Here is a 24038-nt window from a genome sequence, read left to right on the forward strand (position 1 = left end):
GCGGGGGAGCCGGACCGGCGCCGCCTGCCGCGGCAGGCCGGAAACGAAGCCGCCCGCCGAACGGATCCGGCGGGCGGCGAAGGCGGCGGGGGGCGGTTCGTCGGGCTACATCATGCCGAGGAGGCGCGGCAGGAAGAGCGAGATCTCCGGCACGTAGGTGACCAGGATGAGGAAGCCCAGCATGGTCATTAGCCAGGGCATGACCGCGATGGTGAGTTCGGTGATGCCCATCTTGGTGATGCCCGAGGCCACGTAGAGGTTGAGGCCGACGGGCGGATGGCACATGCCCACCTCCATGTTGACCACGATCATGATGCCGAAGTGCACCGGGTCGATGCCGAGCTTCACCGCCACGGGAAAGAGGATCGGCGCCATGATGAGCACGATGGACGACGGCTCCATGAAGTTGCCGGCGGCGAGCAGGATGATGTTCACCGCGATGAGGAACATCCACCAGGAAAGGCCCGTCGACACCATCCACTCGCCGAGCGCCTGCGGGATGTTCTCGTGCGTCATCAGGAAGGAGAACAGCACCGCGTTGGTGATGATGTAGAGGAGCATGGCCGACATGTTGGCCGAGGAGAGCAGCACCTTCGGCACGTCGGCGAGCCGCATGTCGCGGTAGACGAAGACCGCGATGACGAAGGCGTAGACCGCGCTCATGGCCGCCGCCTCGGTGGGCGTGAAGACGCCCGAGTAGATGCCGCCGATGACGATGACGATGAGGAGAAGGCCCCAGACCGCCTTGCGGAAGGCCTGCCACCGTTCGGCGAAGCTGGCGCGGGGCAGGCGCGGATAGTCGTTGCGCCAGGCCCTGTACCAGGTGGTGACGCCGAGGAGGGTGGCGAGCATCAGGCCCGGCACCACGCCGGCCATGAAGAGCTGGCCGACGGAGGCGGAGGACACGACCTCGCCGTCCGGTCCGGTCACCTGCATGCCCGAGGTGGCGACGGCGTACATCACCATGACGATGGACGGCGGGATGAGGATGCCGAGCGCCCCGGAGGTGGTGATGACGCCGGCGCCGAAGCGCGGGGGAAAGCCCTGGCGCACCATGGCGGGCAGGAGGATGGAGCCGATCGCCACCACGGTGGCGGGCGAGGAGCCCGACACGGCCGCAAAGAGCGCGCAGGCGATGACGCCGGCAAGTCCGAGGCCGCCGTACCAGTGGCCGACCATGGAGGTGGCGAAGTTGATCATCCGCCGGGCGACGCCGCCGTGGGTGAGGAAGTTGCCGGCGAGGATGAAGAACGGGATCGCCATGATCTCGAACTTCTCGATGCCGGTGAAGAGCTTCAGCGCCACCGTGTCGATCGGCACCGCCGTCATGGTGAAGAGGAAGACCAGCACCGTCAGGCCGAGCGCGATGGAGATCGGCATGCCGGTGAGCATGAGGCCGATGAGGCCGCCGAAGATGAGGGTGGCGTTCATGGCTCAGACCTCCTTCGGGGTGAGCGGCGAGCGGACGATGGCCGAAGCGGCCGTATCTTCGTCGACGCCGTCCACGTGGCCGTGGTCGTGGTGGGGCAGTTCGCCGGTGCGGAAGAAGGCGAGCGCCACCTGCAGGAAGCGGAAGCACATCAGATAGCTGCCGAGCGGGATGGCCAGGTAGACGATCCACATGGGCACCTCAAGGTCCGGCGAGATGGCGGACGTCTGGGCCATGTGGAAGACGAAGTTGGCGCCGAGCGAGCCGATGATGCCGGTGAAGAGGGCGCCCGAAAGAAGGCCGAACAGGATGAACACGTTGCGCCGACGCGCGGGCATTTTGTTGATCAGCACGTCGATGCCTACGTGGATGCCGGTGCGCACCCCGTAGGCGGCGCCGAACTTCGCCATCCAGACGAACAGGATGATGCAGAGCTCCTGCGCCCACACGAGGTTGACCGAGCGGAGCCCGAAATAGGCGGACCGGCTGGCGGCGCTGAGCCAGGCGATGTCGTTGGCGCGGGCGAAGCCCACCACGTCGGCGATGAGGCCGAGCGAATAGCGATGGGCGACGGCGACGAAGATGATCAGCGTCGCGACCGCGATGAGCGAGGCGATGAGGATCTCTTCCAGGCGGTCGAGGGCGCGGAGCATGGCGGGTGGGCTCCTCGGGGTGTGGGGGGTGAAGAGGGGGGGGGGGGGGGGGGGCCGGCGGGGGGTGGTGCGTGGGGCCGGCGACCCCCACCCCGACCCTCCCCCGCAAGGGGGGGAAGGGGCGCGTGGTGGAGGGGGAGGGGGCGGTGGCTTTGCGACGGCCGGGTTGGGCGCGTCCCATCGGCCCGCGCCGACGGGCTCCCTCCCCCTTGCGGGGGAGGGTCGGGGCGGGGGTGGGTGGCCGATCAGGTGGGGGTGGTTAGCCGATCGAATGAGGGTGGGTGGCCGATCGGGCAGGTGGCTGCGTGAACGGCTGAGGGTGGGCGTGCGCGTGCCCCCTCCTGCGCCTCAGTTCACGCCGGTCTCGGCCTGGATCTTCTTGATGAGATCGGCGCCGATGCGTTCGGCCATCTCGTCGTGGACCGGCAGTAGCACCTCCATCCAGGCGGCGCGGTCGTCGGGGCCGAGCTCCACGAAGGTGGTCTTGTCGCTGTCCTTCATGGCCTGTAGCGCCTTCTCGTTCTCGTCCCGGGCGATCGAGTTGGCGTAGTCGGTCGCCTCGGCCATGGCCTTGTCGAGGCCGGCGCGGACGTCGTCGGGCAGGCCGTCCCAGAACTTCTTGTTCACGATCACCGCGTAGCCGAGGTAGCCGTGGTTGGAGAGCGTGGCGTTGCTCTGCACCTCGTGCATCTTCTGGGTGTACATGTTGGACGGCGGGTTCTCGGTGCCGTCGACGACGCCGGTCTGCAGGGCCTGGTAGACCTCCGAGAAGGCCATCACCTGGGGCACGGCGCCGAGCGCGCTCATCTGGGCCTCCAGCACCTTGGAGGACTGGATGCGCATCTTCAGGCCGAGAAAGTCGTCCGGGGTGGCGAGCGGGGCGTTCGCCGACATGATCTTGAAGCCGTTGTCCCAGAAGGCGAGGCCGGTGATGCCCTTGGCCTCCAGGAGGGCGAGCATCTCCTTGCCGACGGGACCGTTGGTCACCTTGTGGAGCGCGTCGTAGGACGGGAACAGGAAGGGCAGGTCGAACGCCTCGAATTCCTTGACGCCGAGCGGACCGAACTTGGCGAGCGAGGGCGCCAGCATCTGGACGGCGCCGAGCTGGAGCGCCTCCAGCTCCTCCTTGTCCTTGTAGAGCTGGGAGTTCGGGTAGACCTCCACCTTCACCTTGCCGTCGGTGTAGGTCTCGGCGAGCGCCTTGAACTTCTCGGCGCCCTTGCCCTTCGGCGTGTCCGGCGACACCACGTGGCTGAACTTGATGACGATCTCCTCGGCGGCGGCAAGGCCGGCCGAAAGGCCGAGGGCGAGCGCGAGGGTGCAGGCGCCGGCGAGGCGCGCGGCGGCGCGGCGGGTGACGGTCATGGCGGATCTCCTCCCGTTGAAGCCCTGGAGCTCTCTCCTCTCCGGGCCATGGTGAACCTCTAGCTCCCGGCCCCGGCCATCCGCTATTGTGGATATCCGAAACCGGCGAACCAGGCGGTCAACACCCTGGCGCCGACGGGAGGAGGGATCGGCGTGAGCGCACGCGAGGAGACCGGCCCCGGCGGCGGACGCCGTTGGACGGACGTGGCGCTTTCCGCCATGCCGGTGGCCGCCATCGTGCTCCTGGTGGCGCTCGTCGGCCTCCTCCTGATGGTGACGGCCGCGGACGAGCGGGAGACCGCGCGCACCACCTTGATCAGCGACGCGCTCTGGGTGGAGCAGACGCTGCGCTTCCAGCTTTCCACAGACGAGGACACCATCGCCCGCCTCGCCCTCGACGCCGGCAGCCCGGCGGTGGACGCGGCGGCGCTCAGCGACCGGGCGCGGCTCTTCGTCGTGAACAACCCGGAGGTGATTGCCATCGCCCTCATGGGGGCGGACGGCACGCCGCGCTTCGCCCTGCCGGCGCTTGCCGCGGACGCGGTGCCGCCGGCGATCGCCCGGGCGAAGGCGCTCGCCCGCTTCTCCGCCCGGCCGGTCTATGGCGACATGCGCCGGATGGCGGACGGCACGCTGGTGGTGGATCTGGCGGCCGCGGTGCCGGGGCCGGACGGGCCGGGCGCCCTGGTGGCGACGGTTTCGCTGACCGCCCTGATGACCCGCCACGTGCCCTGGTGGATCGGCGAGAAGTACGCGGTGCGCCTCGTCGACAGCGGCGGCGCCGTGCTCGCCGAGAAGGCCCGGGTGGAGCCGCTGCATGCCACGCTCGTCCACCAGATCGCGTTCGACCCGCCGATCCGCGGCACGGCGCTGGCCATCGCGCCCTACCGGCCGACGGGGACGGGCGGGCCGACGCTCCTGACGGCCGCCATCGTGGCGCTCGCCGCCTTCGCGGTGGTCTCGCTCGTGGCCCTGCAGCGGCACGTGGCGCGCCGCCGCCGGGTGGAGAGCCAGCTTCGCGACGAGACGGCCTTCCGCCGCGCCATGGAGGACAGCCTGACCATCGGCATGCGGGCGCGCGACCTCGACGGGCGGATCATCTACGTGAACCCGGCCTTCTGCCGCATGGTGGGCTTTGCCGAGGCGGAGCTGATCGGCGCCGCGCCGCCCATGCCCTATTGGCTGCCCGACGAGATCGAGGAGACGCGCGCCCGCCACGACGCCCAGATCAAGGGCGAGAAGAAGGCCAAGAGCTGGGAGACGCGGTTCCGCCGCGCCGACGGGCGGATCGTCGACGCGCTCCTCTACGAGGCCCCGCTTATCGACGCCGACGGGGTGACGCGCGGCTGGATGGGCTCCATCATCGATGTGACGGACACCAAGGCCGCGGCCGATCTCGCCCGCCGGCAGGCGGAGAGCCTGCAGCGCACCGGCCGCCTGATCACCCTCGGCGAGATGGCCTCCACGCTCGCCCACGAGCTGAACCAGCCGCTCGCCGCCATCGCGTCCTACGCGGCCGGCTCGCTCAACATGCTGCGGAGCGGCCGCTTCGAGACGGCGGAGGTGGCCGGCGCGCTGGAGAAGCTCTCCGTGCAGGCAGACCGGGCGGGGCGGATCATCCGCCGCATCCAGGATTTCGTGCGCAAGCGCGAGCCGAGGTTCGGCGCCGTGCTGGTGGCCGACGTGGTGGAGGACAGCGTCGCCTTCTCGGCCAACGACCTCGCCGCCGCCGGGGTGCGGCTGGAGGTGGACGTGGGGCCGGACCTGCCGCCGGTGACCGCCGACCGCATCCTCCTGGAACAGGTGCTCCTCAACCTCGTGCGCAACGGCGCCGAGGCGATGGCGGGCCTCTCCGACCGGGTGCTGACGGTGACGGCCCGGCGCCAGGGCGCCGAGGTGGCGATCACGGTGGCGGACCGGGGCTGCGGCATCGACGGAGCGGTGGCCGGGCGGCTGTTCGACGCCTTCGTCTCCACCAAGCCGGAGGGCATGGGGATGGGGCTCAACATCTGCCGGTCGATCGTGGAGCTGCACAAGGGCCGGCTTGCCCACGCGCCGCGGCCGGGCGGCGGGACGGTTTTCACCGTGACGCTGCCGGCGGCGGTTGATGCGGGCGGGGCCGGGCCGGCGGGCGCCGCCGCCGCGGTGCCGGTTCCGGCGGCGGCGGGGGCGGGCCAGTGAGCGGGGAGGCACGCGAGGGGGAAGGCGGGCCGCTCCAGGCCGACGCGGTGGTCCACGTGGTGGACGACGATCCGGCGATCCGCGACAGCCTCGCCTTCCTGTTCCGCTCGCGCGGGATCGCCACCGTGGGCTGGGAGAGCGGCGAGGCCTTCCTGGCCGGCGACGGGCCCGAGGCGGCGGCCTGCGTTGTGCTCGACGTGCGCATGGACGGCCTCGGCGGCCTTGCCACCTTCGACCGCCTGCGGGCGGCCGGCAGCAGCGCCCCGGTGGTCTTCCTCACCGGCCATGCGGACGTGCCGATCGCCGTGGAGGCCCTGAAGAAGGGCGCCTTCGACTTCGTGGAGAAGCCCTTCAACGACAACGTGCTCGTCGACACGGTGATCAAGGCCGTGGCCGAGGCCCTTGCGGCGCGCGCCGCCGACCGCTCGCGGAGCGCGGTGGAAGGGCGGATCGCCAGCCTCACCCAGCGCGAGCGCGAGGTGATGGACCTGATGCTCGACGGCCGCCTCAACAAGCAGATCGCCGACGCCCTCGGCGTGACCATGCGGACGGTGGAGGTGCACCGGGCGCGCGTGCTGGAGAAGATGGGCGCGCGGAACGCGGTGGATCTGGCGAACGTGATGGGGGGATTGGGGCGAAGGGGAGGGGGGTGACGGGGTGGGGGATGTTGCCGGATAGGAGGTGCCCGAAGGGGCGCGCCAGCCGAACCGGTGCGCCGCCGTCATCCCGACGGACGTCGGGATCCAGCCGACGTCGCGAATATCGCACCGGCGCGGTTGATGCCACCGACGGTTGGATCCCGGCGTTCGCCGGGATGACGGGGAAGGGGTGACGTGGGCGGGACAACGGGCGGAGAATTGGTAGGGACGGAGGCGCTGGCGCCGCCTCGTTCACGCCCCTTCCTCGTCATGGTCCGCTTCAGGCGGACCAGCCACGCATTCCGTCGGTTGGAGTTGGGAAAAGCGTGGGTGGTCCGGCTGAACCGGACCATGACGATCGTGGTGGGGGTGATCGGTGGGGCGACCGTCCGGCGACCGGCTGCCTCGCATCCGGCTGCCCCGCATCCCGCGACCGTGTGCCTCGCATCCGGCAACCGGCTGCCTCGCATCCCGCAACCGGCTGCCTCGCATCTGGCAACCGGCTGCCCCAGATCCGCGACCGGCCGTTCCTCACACGCGCCGTCCCGCGCACCCGCCGCCCCTCACCTCACCCCCTGGCGATGGCGTGGAAGAAGGTGCCGGTGGTGTGGGCTTGGCGGTGGCCGGTGGGGGTGGGGGGGCTGCCGTGGGCGTCGGTGACGGTGGCGAAGGCCTCTCCTGGCGTGGGGGCCGGGCTGGTGACGCTGGCGTAGTGGAATTCGTGGCCGGTGAGGACGCTGCCGGCGGGGCCGAGGGGGGTGTCGGCGGTAAGGGTTGCAACCCGGTAGCCGAGGTGGAGCTTGCGGCGGGCGTAGCTGGTGGCGACGGGCAGGAGGCCGAGCATGGGGTGGGTCGTGCCGGCCTCGTCCTCCAGCGTCTCGCCGAGCACCATGTAGCCGCCGCACTCGCCGTGCACCGGCCGGGTTTCGGCGAAGCGGCGGACGCCGTCGAGGAAGCGGGACGCGGCGGCGAGGCGGCCGGCGTGGAGCTCCGGATAGCCGCCGGGGAGCCAGAGCGCGTCGGCGGTCTCGTCGGGCGCCTCGTCGGCGAGCGGCGAGAAGGGGTGGAGCGAGGCGCCCGCCGCCCGCCAGCCGGCCTCCACGTGCGGATAGACGAAGCTGAAGGCGTCGTCGCGGGCGATCGCGATGCGCCCGCCCGGCGGCGGCAAGGGCACCAGCGGCGCGGCCGGCGAAACGGCGCGGGTGGGGCGGGCGGCGGCCACCAGGGCGTCGAGGTCCACCGCGGCGGCGACCGCCTCGGCGAGGGCGTCGAGCCGGGCGGCGAGGTCGGCGGTCTCGCCGGCCTGGACGAGGCCGAGGTGGCGCTCCGGCAGGATGAGGCCGGTCGCCTTGGAGAGGGCGCCGAACACCGGCATGCCGATCCGCGCCATGCCGGCCTCCACGAGGCGGCGGTGGCGCTCGCTCGCCACCTTGTTGAGGATGACGCCGGCGACCGTCAGCCGGTCGTCGTAGCGCGCGCAGCCGAGGGCGACGGCGGCCGCCGACTGGGCCTGGCCGGAGACGTCGATGACCAGCACCACCGGCCAGCCGAGGGCGACCGCCGCGTCGGCGCTGGCGCCGGTGCGGCCGGGCGTGTCGCCGACCCCGTCGAAGAGGCCCATGGAGCCCTCCGCGACGACGAGGTCCGCCCCCGTGGCGGCCTCGGCGGCGAGCGCCGAGACGAGGGCCGGCGGCATGGCGAAGGTGTCGAGGTTGGACGAGGGCGCGCCGGTGGCGGCGGCGTGGAAGGCGGGGTCGATATAGTCCGGCCCGGATTTGAGGCCCCGCACGACGAGGCCGCGCCGGGCGAGCGCCCGCTGCAGGCCGAGCGTGACGGTGGTCTTGCCCGAGCCGGACTTCGGCGCGGCGATCATCAGGCCGGGGGCGAGGCGGGGCGCGGTCATCGGCGGCGGACGGGGCTTCTGCGCTTTGAGGGTCTGGGATGCGGGATCGGGGGCGACCATGGCGGGCGGCGGGGCTGCTGGCAAGCGGCAGCCGGATCTTGCATGCGGCGCGTGGAGTCCGGACGCGTCCGGACTCCACGCTCGTTACGGCCTGACCGGCCGGCGCCCGTTCGGGCTTGCCTGCGCCTGCAAATCCCGCCAGGTCGGGACTTGCAAGCTTGGTCTCCGGCCAACCGGCCGCATGACGATCCGGCGCGGCTGCGCTATCACTCGTCCCATGGACGAGATGCCCGATCCGAGGACCCTTCGCCGCGGCTGGACCACCGGCACCTGCGCGACCGCCGCCGCCAAGGCGGCCTTCGTCGGCTGGGTGACGGGCGACTTCCCCGACCCGGTGACGGTGACGCTGCCGGGCGGCCAGACGCCCGCCTTCGCGCTCGCCCGCACGGAGCACCATGCGGAGGGCGCCTCCGCCGGGGTGATCAAGGACGCGGGCGACGACCCGGACGCCACCCACGGGGCGATGCTCTGGGTGACGGTCGGGCCGGCGCCTGCGGGCGCCGGGATCCGCTTCCGGGCCGGGCCGGGCGTCGGCACGGTGACGAAGCCGGGCCTGCCCATCCCGCCCGGCGAGCCCGCCATCAATCCGGTGCCGCGCGAGATGATCCGCCTCGCCCTCGCCGAAGCGCGTGGCGAGGTGGGCGGGCCGGCGGACGCGACCGTGACCATATCCATCCCGGGCGGCGAGATCATCGCCTTGAGCACGCTGAACGGCCGGCTCGGCATCGTCGGCGGGCTCTCGGTGCTCGGCACCACCGGCATCGTGATCCCGTTCAGCTGCGCCGCCTGGATCCACTCCATCCACCGGGGCATCGACGTGGCCCGCGCCGCCGGCCTCACCCACATCGCGGGCGCCACCGGCACCACCTCCGAGGCGGCGGTGCAGCGCCTCCTGGACCTGCCGGAGACGGCGCTGATCGAGATGGGCGACTTCGTCGGCGGCATGCTGAAATACATCCGCCGCCACCCGGTGCCGACCGTCACCATCGCGGGCGGCTTCGCCAAGATGGTGAAGCTCGGCCAAGGCATGATCGACCTCCACTCCCGCGCCGGCCCCGTGGACATGGCCTGGCTCGCCGACCGGGTGCGCGAGGCCGGGGGGGAGGAGGCGTTCGCCGGCTGGGTGCCGGGGGCGAACGCGGCGAACGAGGTGCTGGTGGAGGCGGAGAAGCGGGGGGTGAAGGTGGCGGACGTGGTGGCGGAGTGGGCGTGGCGGACGGCCGTGGGGGCGGTGGGGGGCGGAGCGGAGCGGGTGGAGGTGGTGGTGTTTGATCGAGGGGGTGGGGTGGTGGGGAGAAGGTGAGGGGGGGGGATGAGGGCCGCGTCTGGCTAAAACAGAGAATCGGAACAAAAAAGGAACATCCTTGTTCGGGATCTCTTAACCATATAATCCAACTGTGCTTCAGGGGAGCACGACATGGCCGAAACGTCTATTGAGTGGACGGACGCAACTTGGAACCCGATCGCCGGGTGCGCCGTCATGTCGGCCGGCTGCACGAACTGTTATGCAATGCGGATGGCTGCCCGTCTCGAAGCAATGGGCGTGGAAAAATACCGCGGACTGACCCGCAAGAGCGGTAACCGGCATGTCTGGACCGGGCGTGTCACGCTCGACGAAGTTTCACTGGCTGTTCCGCTTGGCTGGTCCAAGCCCCGTAAAGTCTTCGTCAACTCTATGTCTGACCTGTTCCAGGAAAGCGTCCCCGTCGAGTTCGTGAGGCGGATTTGGGACATTATGGCCGAGACGCCCCGGCACACTTACCAGATCCTCACCAAGCGCCCCGACAGGATGGCGGACGCCTTGACTTCCGAAGTGTTCGCCGTTCTCCCGAATGTCTGGCTCGGTACGAGCGTTGAGGACAGCTCCGTGCTTTCCAGACTTGATGCCCTTCGCCGTGTGCCGGCTACCGTCCGCTTTGTCTCTTTCGAGCCGCTGATCGGCTCCGTCGCCACAGCCGAGCTGAGGGGGATCAACTGGGCCATCGTCGGCGGCGAGTCCGGCCCTCGGGCGCGTCCGATGGACGAGGCTTGGGTGGGCGAGATCAAGGAGCTCTGCGACAGCTCCGGCACCGCGTTCTTCTTCAAGCAGTGGGGTGGCCGGAACAAAAAAGCGACCGGGCGGACCTACCGCGGACGCACGTGGGACGCCTTGCCCGACCTTAGGATGTGATTCGCGATCCTCGTCGCCAGTCCAATAGCCTTCGGTTCCGGGTTCGAGATCGCGAAAAAGAGCGAGAACATCGGCGCTCCTCGGTCGTTGCGGAGTGTGAGCGGCGGCAGCACCTTCGGGAACAATGCCGCCAAGCGCTTCCCGACATAGGCCTCGATGTCGAGGACGCTCGCCGTTCTTTGGCCGTCTGCGTGACCGAACAGGTCAGCGTTCGCTGACGGCTGGTACCAATCCGTGCGCCACTCGTCTGTCCCCAACATCCTCGTGATCGCCGCCTCCTTGCCGGCGTCCAGCCCGCTCTCCTTCAAGGTCGCTTGCCGGAACAGTCCCGCCAACGTCACTAGGTACCAGACGTCGATGGCCTCCGAAGCCCGGATTTCCTCTAGCGTCGACCACTCCACGCTCATGCCGTAGGGGTCAAGGAACATAACTGCGCGAGTGCCCTTCCAATTTCGACTTCGAAGAAGGCGGCGGATCTCGTCGTTCGCGTTACCTTGAAGTACGTCGATTTGCCGGTCCGGGTACCCTGCTGCTAGGCGAACCAAAGCGTCATAGTGCTCGGGTTTCCGCTCCATAAAGATCAGTCGATCGAACTGTGGTTGCGTGTCGATTGCTATCTGCGCTGAGCCTCGGCGCTGCACCACGCGCTCCGGACTTGCCTCATCAAAGAGCGTCGCGGGCTCCGCGCTCAGCCGGACCGTTCTCTCACCAGTTCCAGCGAAGGCGTCGATGTACCAGAGCTGGCTGAACTTCTGTCGGAGCGCGACCGTGAAGCTCTTCAGGTAAGCCTGGACCAACGAGAGCTTGAGGTCCGTGGACACACCGCCAAACTCATGACCCGCCGATTCCATTCGGAACACTCTCCGGTGGCTAACATCCTTGGATGTTATAACAGGTTCACCCGAGTCGACAGGTAGACGGTCAGTGGATCACGGGGTCAGGTATCATGCGACGATCGCCACGACGTCGGCGGCTTGCGCTTCATCCCGTCGGTGTTTCGGCGGGAAGCGCCTCCGATCCCTCCCCTCAGGGGAGGGTCCGGCCGGGGGCCGGGGGAGGGGTTGTGTTTTTCCGGGGGGCCGTGTGCTTCTTTCGTCCGGGCAGGCGATACGAGCGGGCGGAAAGAAGAACGAATACAACCCCTTCCGGCCCTTCGGGCCACCTTCCCCTGAGGGGAAGGATAAGGGTGAGCGCTTTGCCTGAACGCGCATTCACTACCACTCCTTTCCGCTAGCTCGGCTCACCGCCTCCACCGGCAGGAACAGCATCCGGTCGTCGATCGGTCCTGCCATGAACTCGGCGCAGCGCAGGTAGAAGCGTTTGGCGGCGTCGGTCTTGGCGTGGATGAAGATGGCGGCGATGCCGATGCTTTGGGCGGCGCGGGCGATGCGGTGGAGGGCGTCGGCGAGGAGGTCGGCGCCGAGGCTTTGGCCGGCGTGGGTGAGGTCGACGGCGAGGCGGCCGATGATCGCGACCGGGATGACGTCCGGCGCGTTCCGGCGCAGGCGGCCAGGGGCAGCCGCGCGCTCCACCGCGCCGGCCGAGATGCACACAGTGGCCACCACCCGGTCGCCCCGGCAGACGACGAAGGTGCGCGAAAAGCGGCCCTCGTTCTTGAGCGCCCGGTGGCGGAGCCAGTCGTTCAGGACGGGCTCGCCGCAGTCGAACCGGGAGAGGTCATGGCGCGCCGCGATGGGGACGGGCGCCGAGAGGTCGGGGTCTGAAGGCTCGGATGCGGCGTCTAGAGCGATTTCTTATCGACCTAACGAAATCGTCAGGTCGATAAGAAATCGCTCCAATTCCATGGCTGGAGCATTCTCTCATCGATCAAGTCATGCAACTTGATCGGAGAATACTCTGGTCCGCCATGCCGGCACGCGGCGAAGGAGCGCCGTCAGCTTCGGGCCGGGCGCGGGCGGGTTTTCCAGCGCCGCGGCGAAAGCATCGAAGCGGTCGTCGTCGAGCACGAACAGCCGCTGATCGAGACGCACGTCGATCGCCTTCTCGCGGGCGCTTTCGACCATGAAGTCCGTCCGCGTCTTGCCGAGGGCCGACGCCGCTTCGTCGATGAGAGCCCGCGTGCCGGCCTCGATCCGGAGATTGATGCTGCTCTTGGTGTCCACGGACGGCTCACGCCCGACCGGCGTGCCGGGACGCTCGGAAGCGGCTTTGGCCGGGGTCCGCTGCTGCGGGGCGCGTCGGTCCGCGGTGGGCGTGCGGGATCGGGTCATGGGGGAAATGCGCCTAGGCGTATCCACAGCGTCAATACGCCTGTACCTTCACCCAAGGCGATCGCTTGAGACGAAGCGGAACTGTCCAGGTCCGTTCGCTCCGTTCGCCGTCATGGTCCGCGAAGGCGGACCACCCACGCTTTTTCGTACTTGATGTGCGAATCCGATCGTTATCGGGTCGGTTGGGGTCATGACAAAGTCGTGGGTGGTCCGCCTTCGCGGACCATGACGGCGAGGATGGGGCATCCTCCGGCAAAAAGCCCCTGACCGAGCGCCATCAAGCGATTGCCCTTTACCTTCACCCCTGGCAACGGCGTGTGCGCTGGTCGACGCCCCGTTTCAACAGCACGGCCCATTTTTGGGCCAAACTGTTGAACCGTTTTCAGATCAAGCGGTTAGCAGCTTTCGCCGAGCGCCGACCGATTGCGGTTCACACCCCGCCGCTGGGCCGGAACCGCCGGTCGTACCCCTCCGCGTAGAGCGAACTCTCCTTGGCCTCAAGCGGGTCCAGCGCGGGGCCGACGAGGATGAGGGCCGTGCGTTCCAGCTTCTCCGCCTTCACGGCCCCGGCGATGGCGGCGAGCGTTCCCGTGATCACGCGTTCGTCGGGCCAGGTGGCGCGGAAGACGACGGCGGTGGGGCAGGTGGGGCCGTAGTGGGGGAGGAGGTCGGCGACGACGGTGTCGATCACGTGGATGGAAAGGTGGATGGCGAGGGTGGCGCCGGTGGCGGCGAAGGCCGGCAGGGTCTCGCGCGGGGGCATGGAGGAGGCGCGGCCGGTGGTGCGGGTGAGCACGACCGACTGGGCGAGCTCCGGCACGGTCAGCTCGCGGCGAAGGACGGCGGCGGCCGCCGAGAAGGACGGCACGCCGGGCGTCACCGTGTAGGGGATGCCGTGGCGCTCCAGGCGGCGGATCTGCTCGCCCATGGCGCTCCACACGGAAAGGTCGCCCGAATGGAGGCGCGCCACGTCGTGGCCGGCCGCGTGGGCGGCCACGAATTCCGCCTCGATGGCGTCGAGCGAGAGCGGGGCGGTGTCGACGATGCGGGCGCCGGGCGGGCAGTGGGCGAGCAGCGCCTGCGGCACCAGCGAGCCGGCATAGAGGCAGACGGGCGCGGCGGCGATCCGGTCGCGGCCCCGGAGGGTGATGAGATCGGCGGCGCCCGGTCCGGCGCCGATGAAGTGCACGGTCATGACAGGATGGTCCCGAGGCTGAAGCCGGTGGCGGCGACGGCGCAGGTGACGCCCTCCGCCGAAATGCGCGGCAGGACGAGCGTGCCGCCGGCCCCCGCGCCCGCGAGCGCGGCGGCCTCGGCGACGGACGGCACGCCGAAGAGGGCGACGACGCGCTCCGAGCGCGTTTCGGTGGCGGCGGCGAAGGCCTTCAGGGTGTCGCGCGGCAGGTAGACGAGGGCGAGGCCGAGCCGGGCGGCGGCCTCCGACAGGGCCGGCTCCTGTTCCTTGCCGGCGACGGTGAAGAGGCCGAGAAGCGGGCTCGTGAGAAGCGGTCCGGGCACCCGGGCGAGCGCGTCCTCCACGAGGCGCGCCACCGCGTTGGCCGTCACGCCCGAGCGGCAGCCGATGCCGACGGCGAGAAGCGCGGGCGGCAGGGCGCGGGCGGGGCCGGATGGTGGGGCGCCGGGGGGCGGGGGCGCGTCGGCGGTCACGGGCGGGGCTCCCGGGGCGGGGGCGCGGCGTGGGTGGAAGTGGAGCCGGCGGCGTCGGTGGCGGTGGCTTCGGCGGGCGGGATCGCGGGTTGCGGGATCTCGAGGACCCATTGCAGCACCGCCATGGCGGGGCGAAGGCCGCGGAAGGCGCCGGCGGCGCCGCCGATCCGGTCGGCGCGGGCGACGGAGAGCTGGACGAGGTCGCCGCCGTGACGGGCGTGCCGGTCGACGAGGAGGGCCTGGGTCTCCAGCGTGACGGCGTTGACGACGAGGCGCCCGCCGGGGCTGAGGGCGTTCAGGCAGGCATCGATGACGCCCGGATCGCCGGCGCCGCCGCCGATGAAGACGGCGTCCGGCCGCGGCAGGCCCTGGAGCGCGGCGGGGGCCTCGCCGGTGACGAGGGCAAGGTCCGGCACGCCGAGGGCCTCGGCGTTGCGGGCGATGCGGGCGGCCCGGTCGGCGCGCGGCTCCACGGCGACGGCGCGGCAGCTGGGATCGGCCAGCATCCACTCGATGCCGACGGAGCCGGATCCTGCGCCCACGTCCCAGAGGGTCTGGCCGCGGGTGGGGCGGAGCGCCGACAGGGTGACGGCGCGCACCTCGCGCTTGGTGATCTGGCCGTCGCTCTCGAACCAGTCGTCCGGCAGGCCGGGGGTGAAGGGCAGCGCCCGCGCGCCGGGGGCGGCGACCACGTCGAGGGCGACGGTGTTGAGCGGGTCGGCCTCCGGCAGCGCGAAGGCGGCGGCGGTGGTGGCGGCGATGCGCTCGCGCGGGCCGCCGAGGCGTTCCAGGACCGTGAGCCGGCTGGCGCCGAACCCCTCCGCGGCGAGAAGGCGGGCGAGCCGTTCCGGCGTCGCGCCGTCCCACGAAAGGGCGAGGATGCGGGCGCCGGGGTGGAGGTGCGGGCGGATGCGGGCGAGCGCCCGGCCGTGCAGGGAGACGCGGACCACGTCCTGCCCCGCCCAGCCGAGCCGGGCGGCGGCGAGCGCATAGGCGGACGGGGCCGGGAAGGCCGCCGTCTCGGCGGGCTCCACGTGGGCGGCGAGCACCGAGCCGATGCCGTGGAAGAAGGGATCGCCGGTGGCGAGCACCACCACCGGCCGGCCCCGGCGGGCGACGATCGCCGGGATGGCGTCGTGGAGGGGGACGGGCCAGGGGAGGGTTTCGGCGCGGGTCTCAAGGAGGAGGGGGCCGACGAGGGCGAGGTGGCGGGCGCCGCCGACCACGAGTTCGGCTTGCATGAGCGCCGTGCGTGCGGCAGGAGTGAGCCCGTCGAGGCCGTCCTCGCCAAGGCCCACCAGCGTGAGCCAGCGGGGCAGGGAGGCGGGCGTCAGGTCCTCAGTCAGGTCCTGCATCTCGTCCTCAGTCACTGGCTCGCCTCCGGAGAATGCGTATGCGGATTTTGGTGTTGGGCGGAACGAGCGAGGCGACCGCCCTCGCGGCCCTGTTGGCGCGGCGGCGCGACCTCGACGCGGTGCTCTCCTATGCGGGCCGGACGGCGGAGCTGAAGCGGCAGCCGGTGGCGACGCGGGTCGGCGGCTTCGGCGGCGTGGACGGGCTCGTGGGCTATCTGACCGAGCACGGGGTGGACGTGGTGGTGGACGCCACCCATCCGTTCGCCGAGCAGATGTCGCGCCACGCCGCGGAAGCCGCCGCGCGCACCGGCGTGCCGCTGGTGGCGCTGACCCGCGCGGCCTGGACGCCGGTTCCGGGCGACCGCTGGGTGGAAGTGGAGAGCCTGGACGCCGCCGCCACGGCGATCGGGGCGAAGCCTCGCCGCGTGCTCCTGACGGTGGGGCGGCTGGGTCTGAAGGCGTTCGAGGCGGCGCCGCAGCACCATTACCTGATCCGCTCCATCGATCCGCCGGACGAGCTCGGCTTGCCGAACGCCCACGTGATCCTGGACCGGCCGCCGTTCGACGCGGGCGCCGAGGAGGCGCTGATGCGGTCGGAGAGGATCCAGGTCCTGGTGACGAAGAATTCCGGCGGCAAGGCGACCAGCGGCAAGCTCGCCGCCGCGCGCGCCCTCGGCCTGCCGGTGGTGATCGTGCGCCAGCCGGCGCGGCCCGACGTGCCGACCGTCCGCGACCCGGCGGCGGCGATGCGCTTCATCGACACGACCGGCGTGGCGCGGGCGGCCGAGCGGGCGCGGGATAGAGCCGAGGCCGAGGCGGCGGCGGCCGATCATCCTGTGTCTCCGGATGGGGCCGTGTCTCCCGAAGGGGCCGTGTCTCCCGACGGGGCGGGGTCTCCGGACGGGACGCCGGATCCGGACACGGGCGCCGACCGGGGCGTGTAGAGCCAGGGCCGGGCGCCGTCCGGGCGCGGGATGAAGCGGCTTTCCGACGAGCCGATGAGGACGCAGGTGGCCATGTCGACCACCGACGGGTCGGCCTCGGCGAGCGTGGTGACGATCAGCCGCTCGTCGGGCCGGCCGACTGCGCGGGCGAAGGCGACGGGCGTCGCGCCGGCCTTCAGCGTCCGCATCAGGTCGAAGGCCTCGAAGATGCGGGTGGGTCGGGCCTTGGAGGCGGGGTTGTAGAGGGCGATCACGAAGTCGCCCTCGGCGGCGGCCGTGAGGCGGCGGACGACGAGGGGCCAGGGCTTCAGGTTGTCGGAGAGCGAGATGGCGCAGAAGTCGTGGCCGAGCGGCGCGCCGAGCCGGGCGGCAGCCGCCTGCATGGCCGAGATGCCGGGCAGGACGGTGACGTCGAGCGCGCGGGCGGACGGGTCGGCGTCGAGCGCCTCCATCACGGCCGCCGCCATGGCGAAGACGCCCGGATCGCCGCCCGAGACGACGGCCACCGTGCGGCCGGCGCGGGCGAGATCGAGGGCGAGGCGGGCGCGGTCGAGCTCCACCCGGTTGTCGCTGCCGTGGCGCGCCTGGCCGGGCCGCTCCGGGCAGCGATCCAGATAGGGGCCGTAGCCGACGAGGTCGGTGGCGATCGCCAGCGCCTCGCTCACCTCGGGCGTCCGCCAGCGGTCGGGGCCGGGGCCGAGGCCGACGACGAGGACGCGCCCGCTCACGGCCGCCGGCCCTCGCCGGGCACGAGGATGAGCGAGAAGTAGGGGGCGGCGTCGTCGGTCTTCTCGGCGAGGGGCATCACCTTCTCGCCCGCCATGGTGCCGCGCTCCACATAGACGGCGCGATCGAGAAGGCCGGCGGCCGCGATGGCGGCGCGGACCTTCGGGAAGTTGGTGCCGAGCTTCATGACGACCGCGGCATCCGTGGCTTTCAGGCGCGCCGTGAGGGCGTCGGCCGGGAGCGTGCCGGGCAGCACGGTGAGGATGTCGTCGCCCCAGGTGATGGGCAGGCCGGCGGCGGTCCAGCAGCCCGCCATGCCGGTGACGCCCGCCGTGATGGAGACGCGGAAGCGGTCCTTCAGGCGGATGAAGAGATGCATGAAGCTGCCATAGAAGAGCGGATCGCCCTCGGCGATCAGCGCCACGTCGCGGCCGGCGGAGAGTTCGAGCGCGATGCGCTCGGCGCTTTCCGCGTAGAAGCCGGAGAGCTCGCGCACATAGCCTTCGTCGGCGAAATGCACCTCCGTGGTCACCGGATAGAGGAGCGGCAGTTCCTCCGTGCCGGGGGCGATCCACGGGTCCACGATGGCGCGGGCGTTGCCGCGCCGGCCCTTCTTGGCGAAATAGGCGAGCACCGGCGAGGCCTGGATCAGCCGCACCGCCTTGACGGTGAGAAGCTCCGGATCGCCCGGCCCGAGGCCGACGCCGTGCAGGGTGCCGACGGTGACGGGCGTCTCCGGGTGCGCCGGGGCCGTGGGATCGAGGATGTTCATTCGCGTTCGCTCGCAAGCGCATTGATGGTGGCGGCCGTCATGGCGCTGCCGCCCTTGCGTCCCCGGACCACGAGGTAAGGGACGCGGCCGTCCGCCATCAAGGCGTCTTTCGACTCGGCCGCCCCGACGAAGCCGACCGGCATGCCGACGACGGCGGCGGGCAGCGGCGCGCCCTCGTCGAACATCTCCAGGAGGCGGAAGAGGCTGGTGGGGGCGTTGCCGATGGCCACCACGGCGCCGGCAAGGTGCGGGCGCCAGAGCTCCATGGCGGCGGCCGAGCGGGTGATGCCGAGGTCGGCCGCAAGGCCCGGCGTGCGGGGATCGTCGAGCGTGCAGAGGACGGCGTTGTCGGCCGGAAGCCGGGCGCGGGTGACTCCGTTCGCCACCATCTTGGCGTCGCAGAGAATGGGGGCGCCGGCCTTGAGGGCGGCGGTGGCGGCCGCGACGGCGCCGGGGCCGAAGGCGATGTCGGCGGCGGCCTCCACCATGCCGGAGGCGTGGATGATGCGGACGGCCACCTTCTCCTCGTCGGGCGCGAAGCGGGCAAGGTCCGCCTCGCGTCGGATGATGGCGAAGGAATGCCGGTAGATCTCGGCGCCGTCCTTGATGTAGTCGGCCCGGCCGCGCGGGCGGTAGGCGGACGGATCGGTGGCGGGGGCAGCCGCCCCAGGGGCGGGAGTGGCCGTCGGATCGGCCGGCTGGTCGTCGGAGCGTGAGGCCGTCATGACCGGCCCTCCTTGTCAGTCTGGATCGCGCGGGCCTGGATCGCGCGGGAAAGGAAATCCGCCGCACCGGCGGGGTCGAGGCCGGCGGCGGCGGGGGCTGAGTCGGCCCGTCCGTCGTGGAGCCCATCATAGCGCCCGTCGCGCCCGACCAGAACCACCGCCGTCGGCGCCGGCCGGGCGCAGCCCTTCGGACAGCCGGAGACGTGGAGCGTGACGCCGGCGGCCGCGACGCGGCGGGCGAGCGGGGCGAGGGCTTCGGCGAGAGCGCGGGTGTCGGCCTGTCCGGACGGGCAGGCGGGGGCGCCCGGGCAGGCGGCGACGGCGAGACGCGCGTCGTCCGGGGAGACGATGAGGCCGGCGGCGGCGAGAGTTGCGAGGGCGGACGGTTCGGCGCCGGGGAGGAGGACGAGGCGGTAGGGGGTGAGGCGGACGCCGGCGGGGGCGTTGGCCGCGAGGATGTCGAGCTGGTCGGCGGTCAGCCGGCCGAACGGGGCGCCCACGCCAAGGAAGAAGGGATGGGCGCCGAGGAGGGCGGGGCCGGAGAGGGGGGCGGGGGCGGCACTGATCGGCGGTTCGCTGGCGGCAGACGGAGACGAATCCCTTCGGCCCATCGCTTCGCGATGGTGGTCCTTTAGTGGGGAAGACAACCCCTTCCGGCCCGCCGCTTCGCGACGGTCCACCTTCCCCTGAGGGGAAGGATGGGTGGGAGCTTCCGTAGAGGGGGCGGCGAAGCCGGACGGGGTGGGGCGGAACGCGCGTGCGGCGGATTCGACTGCGGACATGCCGAGTTGCCGCACCAAGTCATGCATGCGGCGTGCAGGCGGAGTGCAGCGGTGGCGCAGCATGAGGAAGGCGTGGGCGCAGGCGAGGGCGGTCTCGACGGCGTCGGACGCGGGGACGACGGCGGCGGTTTCGGCGGTCGCGGCGGTGCCGCCGAGGGCAATGCGGACGGTGCCGTCCGGCCGGGCGTCGAGGCGGATGTCGGTGGCGACATCGACGAGCGAGACGGGGCCGCCGTCGTCGACGAGGAAGCCGACCTTGTCGGGGAGGGCGTGGAGGGCGGCGCGGGCGACGAGGGCGGCCTCCAGCGCCCGGACCAGCCGGGTGCCGTCCACCGGGGCGGGCGCGAGGCCGGCGAGCGGCGGTGCGATGACGTTGCGGACCGCCTCCGCGTCCGGGTTCGGGTCGAGCAGGCCGAGGCGGTCGAGGGCATCGAGGAGCGCCGGGAGAGTCGCTTCGGTGACGCCGCGAAGCTGCAGGTTGGCGCGCTGGGAGAGGTCCACGAGACCGTTGCCGTGGGCGCGGGCGAGGGTCGCTACGGCGTGAAGCCGGTCGGCGGAGAGGGCGCCGCCGGAAACGCGGAGGCGGACGAGGAGGCCGTCGCCGGTCGCCATGGGGCGGAGCGCGCCGGGGCACCAGCCCTTCACGATGGGCGGGACGGGGGTAGGTGCCGAAGCTGCGATCGGGGCGCTCACGGGGCGGCCTCCAGGGTCTCGGCGATGCGGCCGGCGACGGAGTTGCGCCGGGTGACCCAGAGGCCGCGCCGAAGCGCCCGATCGAAGGCGCGGGCGCAGGCGGCGGCCGCCTGGGGGTTGGCGTCGATCAGGAAGGCGCGCACGAGGTCGTCGCCGAGGGTGGCGTCGAACACCATCTCGAACTGGTGGGCCGCGACCGTGTCCGCCGTCGCCGAGAAGGCCACCAGGTTGCCGACCGTCTCGGCGATCTCGGCCGCGCCCCGGTGGCCGTGGCGCATCTGGCCGGCGATCCAGCGCGGGTTGGTGGCGCGCGCCCGCACGACGCGGGCGATCTCCTCGCCGACCGTGCGCACCCGCGTGTCGGGCGTGGTGGCGTCCACGTGGTAGAGGGCGGGCGCGGCGTTAAGCGCGTGGGCGGCGGCGGCAAAGCCGCCCTCGTGGTCCGCGAAGGCGTCGCCGTCGAGCACGTCGCGGCCCTGCAGGTCGGCCACGTGCACATAGGCGTCGGCGCTTGCCACATGATTGCGGAAGGCATCCGAGGGTGCAGCATCGGCGGTGCCGCCGCCGTAGGCGTGGGCGGTGGCGGCCAGATAGGTCTCGCCGAGGTCGGCCCGGTCGGTCCAGTCGTCGGCGGCGATGCGGGCCGAGAGGCCGACGCCGTAGGCGCCGGGTGCGGCGCCGAAGATGCGCGGGTCCTGGCGCTCCAGGAGCGGGTTGGTCTCCGCGTCCTCGTCGAGGGCCGCGACGGCACGGGCGGCCTCGTCGAAGAGGGCGATCTGCGTGGGGAACACATCCCGGAACAGGCCGGAGATGCGGAGCGTCACGTCCACGCGCGGGCGACCCAGGCGGGCGGGGGCGAGGATCTCGAAGCCGGACACCCGGGCGGAGGCGGCGTCCCACACCGGCCGGACGCCGATAAGCGCGAAGGCCTGGGCGAGATCGTCGCCGCCGGTGCGCATGGTGGCGCTGCCCCAGAGGTCGAGCACGATCCGGCGCGGCCAGTCGCCGTGGTCCGACAGGTAGCGGGCGATCACCGTCTCGGCGGTGCGGGCGCCGATCTCGTGGGCGACGCGGGTGGGCACGCTGCGCGGATCGACCGAGAAGAGGTTGCGCCCGGTCGGCAGCACGTCGAGACGGCCGGCGGTGGGGGCGCCGGCGGGGCCGGGCGGCACGAAGCCGCCGTCGAGGGCTTTGATGAGACCCGCCCGTTCGGCGACGGCGGAGCGATGGAGGAGCGCGGCGAGACGGTCCGGGTCGGCGCCGATCGCCTCGGCGGTGGCGGCGACGGAGGCCGGATCCGGCGTGCGGCCGAACACGTGGAGGCCGTCGCCGATGCGCAGGTCCTTGAGGTCGCACACGAAGGCGTCGAGGCGGGCGAGGGCCGCCGCTTCGTCGAGGTCCGGCGAGAGGCCGGTCTCGGCGGCAAGGCCCGTTGCGGCGGCCTTCTCCAGGATCACCTGGGCGAGCCGCTTGGCCCGGCGCGGGTCGAGGCTCTGGGCGGCGGCGAACTCGTCGAGCAGCGCCTCGATCTCGGCGGTCGCCCCGTGGGTGCCGGCGCGGGTGAGCGGTGGGGTGAGGTGGCCGACGGTGACGGCGCCGATGCGCCGCTTCGCCTGGGCGGCCTCACCGGGGTTGTTGACGATGAAGGGATAGACGACTGGCGTCGCCGGCAGGAGCGCGGCCGGGCCGCAGGCGGGCGTGAGGGCGACCGCCTTGCCGGGCAGCCATTCCAGGGTGCCGTGGGTGCCGAGATGGACGAGCGCGTCGAGGCCGAACCCGTGGCGGAGCCAGAGGTGGAAGGCCACGTAGGCGTGGCGCGGCGGCAGGGCGGCGTCGTGGTAGTCCGCCTCGCGGGCGGCGCGGCGGCCCCGGTCCGGCTGCACCGCGACGGCGAGCCGGCCGGCGACGAGGGCCTTGAAGCGGAAGGCGCCGTCGGCAAGGTCCGGGTCGTCGGCCGGGTCGCCCCAGGCGGCGGCGACGCTGGCGCGGAAGGGCTCCGGCAGGGCGGCGAAGAGGGTGCGGTATAGGCCGAGCGGCAGGGCGACCGCGTGGGCGGCGCGCTCCAGATCGCGGATGAGTTTGTCCGGCGGCGGCAGGGCGTCGACCGCGTAGCCGGCGGCGCGGAGGTCGTCGGCGATGGCGGCAAGGCTCGCCGGGCCGTCGAGGCCGACCGCGTAGCCGGCGCGGCCGCCCTTCACCGGATAGTCGGAGAGCACGAGCGCGATCCGCCGCTCCGCGCGCGGCGTGCGGGCGAGGCGCACCCAGGCGGCGGCGAGATCCGCCGCGCGGGCGACGCCGTCCGGCTCCGGCCGGTGGACGACACGGGTGAACTGCAGCGCCTCCGACCGGCCGCTGTCCGCCTTGAACGAGAGGGCGGGCCCGTCGATGCGGCCGTCCACCTCCGGCAGCACCACGTTCATGGCGAGATCCGCGGCCGAGAGCCCGCGGGCGCTGCCCTCCCACGCCTCCCGGAAGGTGGCGGCGACGGGCGTCTGGATCACCGGCACGCCGGCCCGGTCGAGCACGGAGCCGCCGTCGCCGAGGGTCGCCGAGAAGGCCGTGGCGTTGAGGATGACGGCGGGCGCCAGCCGGTCGAGGACGGCACCGAGCGGGGCGACCACGGCCGGGTCCTTCAGCGAGCTGACGAAGAGCGGCACGGGCAGGAGGCCGCGCGCCGCAAGGGCCTGCGAGACGGCGGCGACCGGTGCGGCGTCGCCGGCGGCGAGGTGGGAGCGGTAGAAGAGGACGAGGGCGACGGGACCATCCGTGGAGAGGCGATCGGGGGGCGGCGTCTCGACAGTCGGGAAGGCGCGGCATGTGCCGCCGCAACCGCAGGCCTCCGGCCAGCAGCCGAGCGCGGCCATCGGCGCCGGGTCCGGGTGGGGCGCCGGGCGGCCGAGGCGGGTGGAGAGCCAGCCGAAGAGGGCGCGCATGTTGGCCGGGCCGCCGCCGTCGAACCAGGCGGCAAGCCGGCGGAGGGTGTCCGCCGGCAAGGTGGAGGCCTCGTCGAGGCGGGCGTCTGGCCGGCCGTCGCCCGGCAGGGCCGCGAGGTCGACGCCGTGCGCGCGGGCCGCGACGGCGAGTTCGTCGAGGCCGTATCGCCAGTAGTCGGCCCCGCCGAGGCAGCGGACGATGACGATCCGGGCGTGTCGGGCGACGGTGTCGACGTAGCGATCGACCGAATAGGGATGGCGGAGGGCGGCGAGGGAGGCGAGCCGGAGCGTGGGCGCTTCGGCCCCGAGGGCCGCGTGGGTGGCGGCGGCGAGGCCGAGGTCGCTGTCGGAGAAGGAGAGGATCACCACCTCGGCCGGCGTCTGGCCGAGGTCCACCGCCTGGACGGTCTCGTCCAGCGAGCGGATCTGTTCGGCCAGGATGTGCATCGGCGTCGGGTCCTTGGGTGCGGGCCGGCCGGAGGGTCCGGACGGCGGAGGTCGTGGGGGGCGGTCCTGCCGTCGGGCGGCGGCGGGGGGTAAGCGTGGGTGGTCCGCCTTCGCGGACCATGACGGTGGGGAGTGACGTTGCCCCGTGGCGTCAGTCCTGTCGGTTCGCGGCCCGTGATCCTCGCTCCGTCTCCCGATCCATCCTCCTCCATCGTCATGGTCCGGTTCAGCCGGACCACCCACGCATACTCCTGCGCGGCGGCCCGGCGGAAAAGCGTGGGTGGTCCGCCTTCGCGGACCATGACGGTGGGGGTGCCCTGTCCTCGAGCGCCCTGGTCCAAACGGCCGCCAGCCTAAGATTCG

20 protein-coding genes are annotated in these 24038 nt (G+C 72.2%); 5 read left to right on the forward strand and 15 right to left on the reverse strand.

All coding sequences use genetic code 11. From position 1 onward, the window contains the following. Nucleotides 1-105: 105 nt before the first annotated feature. The 3 genes from BUQ68_RS04715 to BUQ68_RS04725 all read right to left on the reverse strand — a co-directional run bounded on the left by BUQ68_RS04715 (nt 106) and on the right by BUQ68_RS04725 (nt 3447). Nucleotides 106-1431, reverse strand: coding sequence for a TRAP transporter large permease (locus tag BUQ68_RS04715; RefSeq protein WP_075214807.1), 1326 nt, complete (start codon nt 1429-1431; stop codon nt 106-108). A gap of 3 nt (nt 1432-1434) precedes the next feature. Next, on the reverse strand, nt 1435-2082 hold the full coding sequence (locus tag BUQ68_RS24160; RefSeq protein WP_075214808.1) for a TRAP transporter small permease: 648 nt from the start codon (nt 2080-2082) through the stop codon (nt 1435-1437). A gap of 348 nt (nt 2083-2430) precedes the next feature. Beyond that, nucleotides 2431-3447, reverse strand: a complete 1017-nt coding sequence (locus BUQ68_RS04725) for a TRAP transporter substrate-binding protein (RefSeq protein WP_075214809.1) — start codon at nt 3445-3447, stop codon at nt 2431-2433. Nucleotides 3448-3600: 153 nt separating this feature from the next. On the opposite strand from BUQ68_RS04725, the gene BUQ68_RS04730 reads away from it, so the two are divergent. Together BUQ68_RS04730 and BUQ68_RS04735 are read left to right on the forward strand one after the other, a co-directional pair. Further along, nucleotides 3601-5628 (forward strand): sensor histidine kinase, encoded by a 2028-nt coding sequence (locus BUQ68_RS04730; protein WP_210215584.1) that lies wholly within the window; start codon nt 3601-3603, stop codon nt 5626-5628. Beyond that, nucleotides 5625-6281 (forward strand): response regulator transcription factor, encoded by a 657-nt coding sequence (locus BUQ68_RS04735; protein WP_210215585.1) that lies wholly within the window; start codon nt 5625-5627, stop codon nt 6279-6281. The genes BUQ68_RS04730 and BUQ68_RS04735 overlap by 4 nt, the downstream gene beginning before the upstream one ends. Before the next feature lie 553 nt (nt 6282-6834). On the opposite strand, the gene BUQ68_RS04740 is transcribed toward BUQ68_RS04735, so the two are convergent. After that, on the reverse strand, nt 6835-8169 hold the full coding sequence (locus tag BUQ68_RS04740) for a cobyrinic acid a,c-diamide synthase CobB (protein ID WP_075214811.1): 1335 nt from the start codon (nt 8167-8169) through the stop codon (nt 6835-6837). Nucleotides 8170-8446: 277 nt separating this feature from the next. Here BUQ68_RS04740 and BUQ68_RS04745 point away from each other — a divergent pair, with 277 nt between their 5' ends. Further along, nucleotides 8447-9532 (forward strand): cobalt-precorrin-5B (C(1))-methyltransferase, encoded by a 1086-nt coding sequence (locus BUQ68_RS04745; RefSeq protein WP_075214812.1) that lies wholly within the window; start codon nt 8447-8449, stop codon nt 9530-9532. 114 nt (nt 9533-9646) lie between these two features. Beyond that, nucleotides 9647-10399, forward strand: a complete 753-nt coding sequence (locus tag BUQ68_RS04750) for a DUF5131 family protein (RefSeq protein WP_075214813.1) — start codon at nt 9647-9649, stop codon at nt 10397-10399. On the opposite strand, the gene BUQ68_RS04755 is transcribed toward BUQ68_RS04750, so the two are convergent. From BUQ68_RS04755 to cbiE, 6 genes are all read right to left on the reverse strand, one after another. Beyond that, on the reverse strand, nt 10354-11220 hold the full coding sequence (locus BUQ68_RS04755) for a three-Cys-motif partner protein TcmP (RefSeq protein WP_245293164.1): 867 nt from the start codon (nt 11218-11220) through the stop codon (nt 10354-10356). The genes BUQ68_RS04750 and BUQ68_RS04755 overlap by 46 nt on opposite strands. Before the next feature lie 393 nt (nt 11221-11613). Next, on the reverse strand, nt 11614-12150 hold the full coding sequence (locus tag BUQ68_RS04760; RefSeq protein WP_075214815.1) for a GNAT family N-acetyltransferase: 537 nt from the start codon (nt 12148-12150) through the stop codon (nt 11614-11616). Between the two features lie 81 nt (nt 12151-12231). Next, on the reverse strand, nt 12232-12522 hold the full coding sequence (locus BUQ68_RS04765) for a type II toxin-antitoxin system TacA family antitoxin (protein ID WP_245293165.1): 291 nt from the start codon (nt 12520-12522) through the stop codon (nt 12232-12234). 538 nt (nt 12523-13060) lie between these two features. After that, nucleotides 13061-13825 (reverse strand): precorrin-4 C(11)-methyltransferase, encoded by a 765-nt coding sequence (gene cobM / locus BUQ68_RS04770; RefSeq protein ID WP_075214817.1) that lies wholly within the window; start codon nt 13823-13825, stop codon nt 13061-13063. Beyond that, entirely contained in the window at nt 13822-14298 is a 477-nt protein-coding gene (locus BUQ68_RS04775) for a cobalamin biosynthesis protein (protein WP_075214818.1), read from the reverse strand. The genes cobM and BUQ68_RS04775 overlap by 4 nt, the downstream gene beginning before the upstream one ends. Further along, a complete protein-coding gene (gene cbiE, locus BUQ68_RS04780; protein ID WP_075214819.1) occupies nt 14295-15653 on the reverse strand; it encodes a precorrin-6y C5,15-methyltransferase (decarboxylating) subunit CbiE in 1359 nt (452 codons plus the stop codon). The genes BUQ68_RS04775 and cbiE overlap by 4 nt, the downstream gene beginning before the upstream one ends. 38 nt (nt 15654-15691) lie before the next feature. Between cbiE and BUQ68_RS04785 the strand changes: the two genes are divergently transcribed. After that, nucleotides 15692-16597, forward strand: a complete 906-nt coding sequence (locus BUQ68_RS04785) for a cobalt-precorrin-6A reductase (RefSeq protein ID WP_075214820.1) — start codon at nt 15692-15694, stop codon at nt 16595-16597. Here the strand turns inward: BUQ68_RS04785 and cobJ are convergent. The 5 genes from cobJ to cobN are packed head-to-tail and all read right to left on the reverse strand — an operon-like array spanning nt 16483 to nt 23675. Then, on the reverse strand, nt 16483-17325 hold the full coding sequence (gene cobJ / locus BUQ68_RS04790) for a precorrin-3B C(17)-methyltransferase (protein WP_083656296.1): 843 nt from the start codon (nt 17323-17325) through the stop codon (nt 16483-16485). The two genes, BUQ68_RS04785 and cobJ, sit on opposite strands and share 115 nt — an antisense overlap. After that, on the reverse strand, nt 17322-18095 hold the full coding sequence (locus BUQ68_RS04795; RefSeq protein ID WP_075214821.1) for a precorrin-2 C(20)-methyltransferase: 774 nt from the start codon (nt 18093-18095) through the stop codon (nt 17322-17324). Before BUQ68_RS04795 ends, cobJ begins: the two co-directional genes overlap by 4 nt. Then, nucleotides 18092-18820, reverse strand: coding sequence for a precorrin-8X methylmutase (locus tag BUQ68_RS04800; RefSeq protein ID WP_083656297.1), 729 nt, complete (start codon nt 18818-18820; stop codon nt 18092-18094). Before BUQ68_RS04800 ends, BUQ68_RS04795 begins: the two co-directional genes overlap by 4 nt. Then, entirely contained in the window at nt 18817-20295 is a 1479-nt protein-coding gene (gene cobG / locus BUQ68_RS04805; protein WP_139315153.1) for a precorrin-3B synthase, read from the reverse strand. Before cobG ends, BUQ68_RS04800 begins: the two co-directional genes overlap by 4 nt. Beyond that, nucleotides 20292-23675: a cobaltochelatase subunit CobN gene (gene cobN, locus BUQ68_RS04810; protein ID WP_075214823.1), complete on the reverse strand. Its 3384-nt coding sequence runs from the start codon at nt 23673-23675 to the stop codon at nt 20292-20294. Before cobN ends, cobG begins: the two co-directional genes overlap by 4 nt. Nucleotides 23676-24038: the final 363 nt, after the last annotated feature.

The sequence above is a fragment of the Mongoliimonas terrestris genome (assembly GCF_001927285.1).
GTDB classification, from domain to species: Bacteria; Pseudomonadota; Alphaproteobacteria; order Rhizobiales; family Pleomorphomonadaceae; genus Chthonobacter; species Chthonobacter terrestris.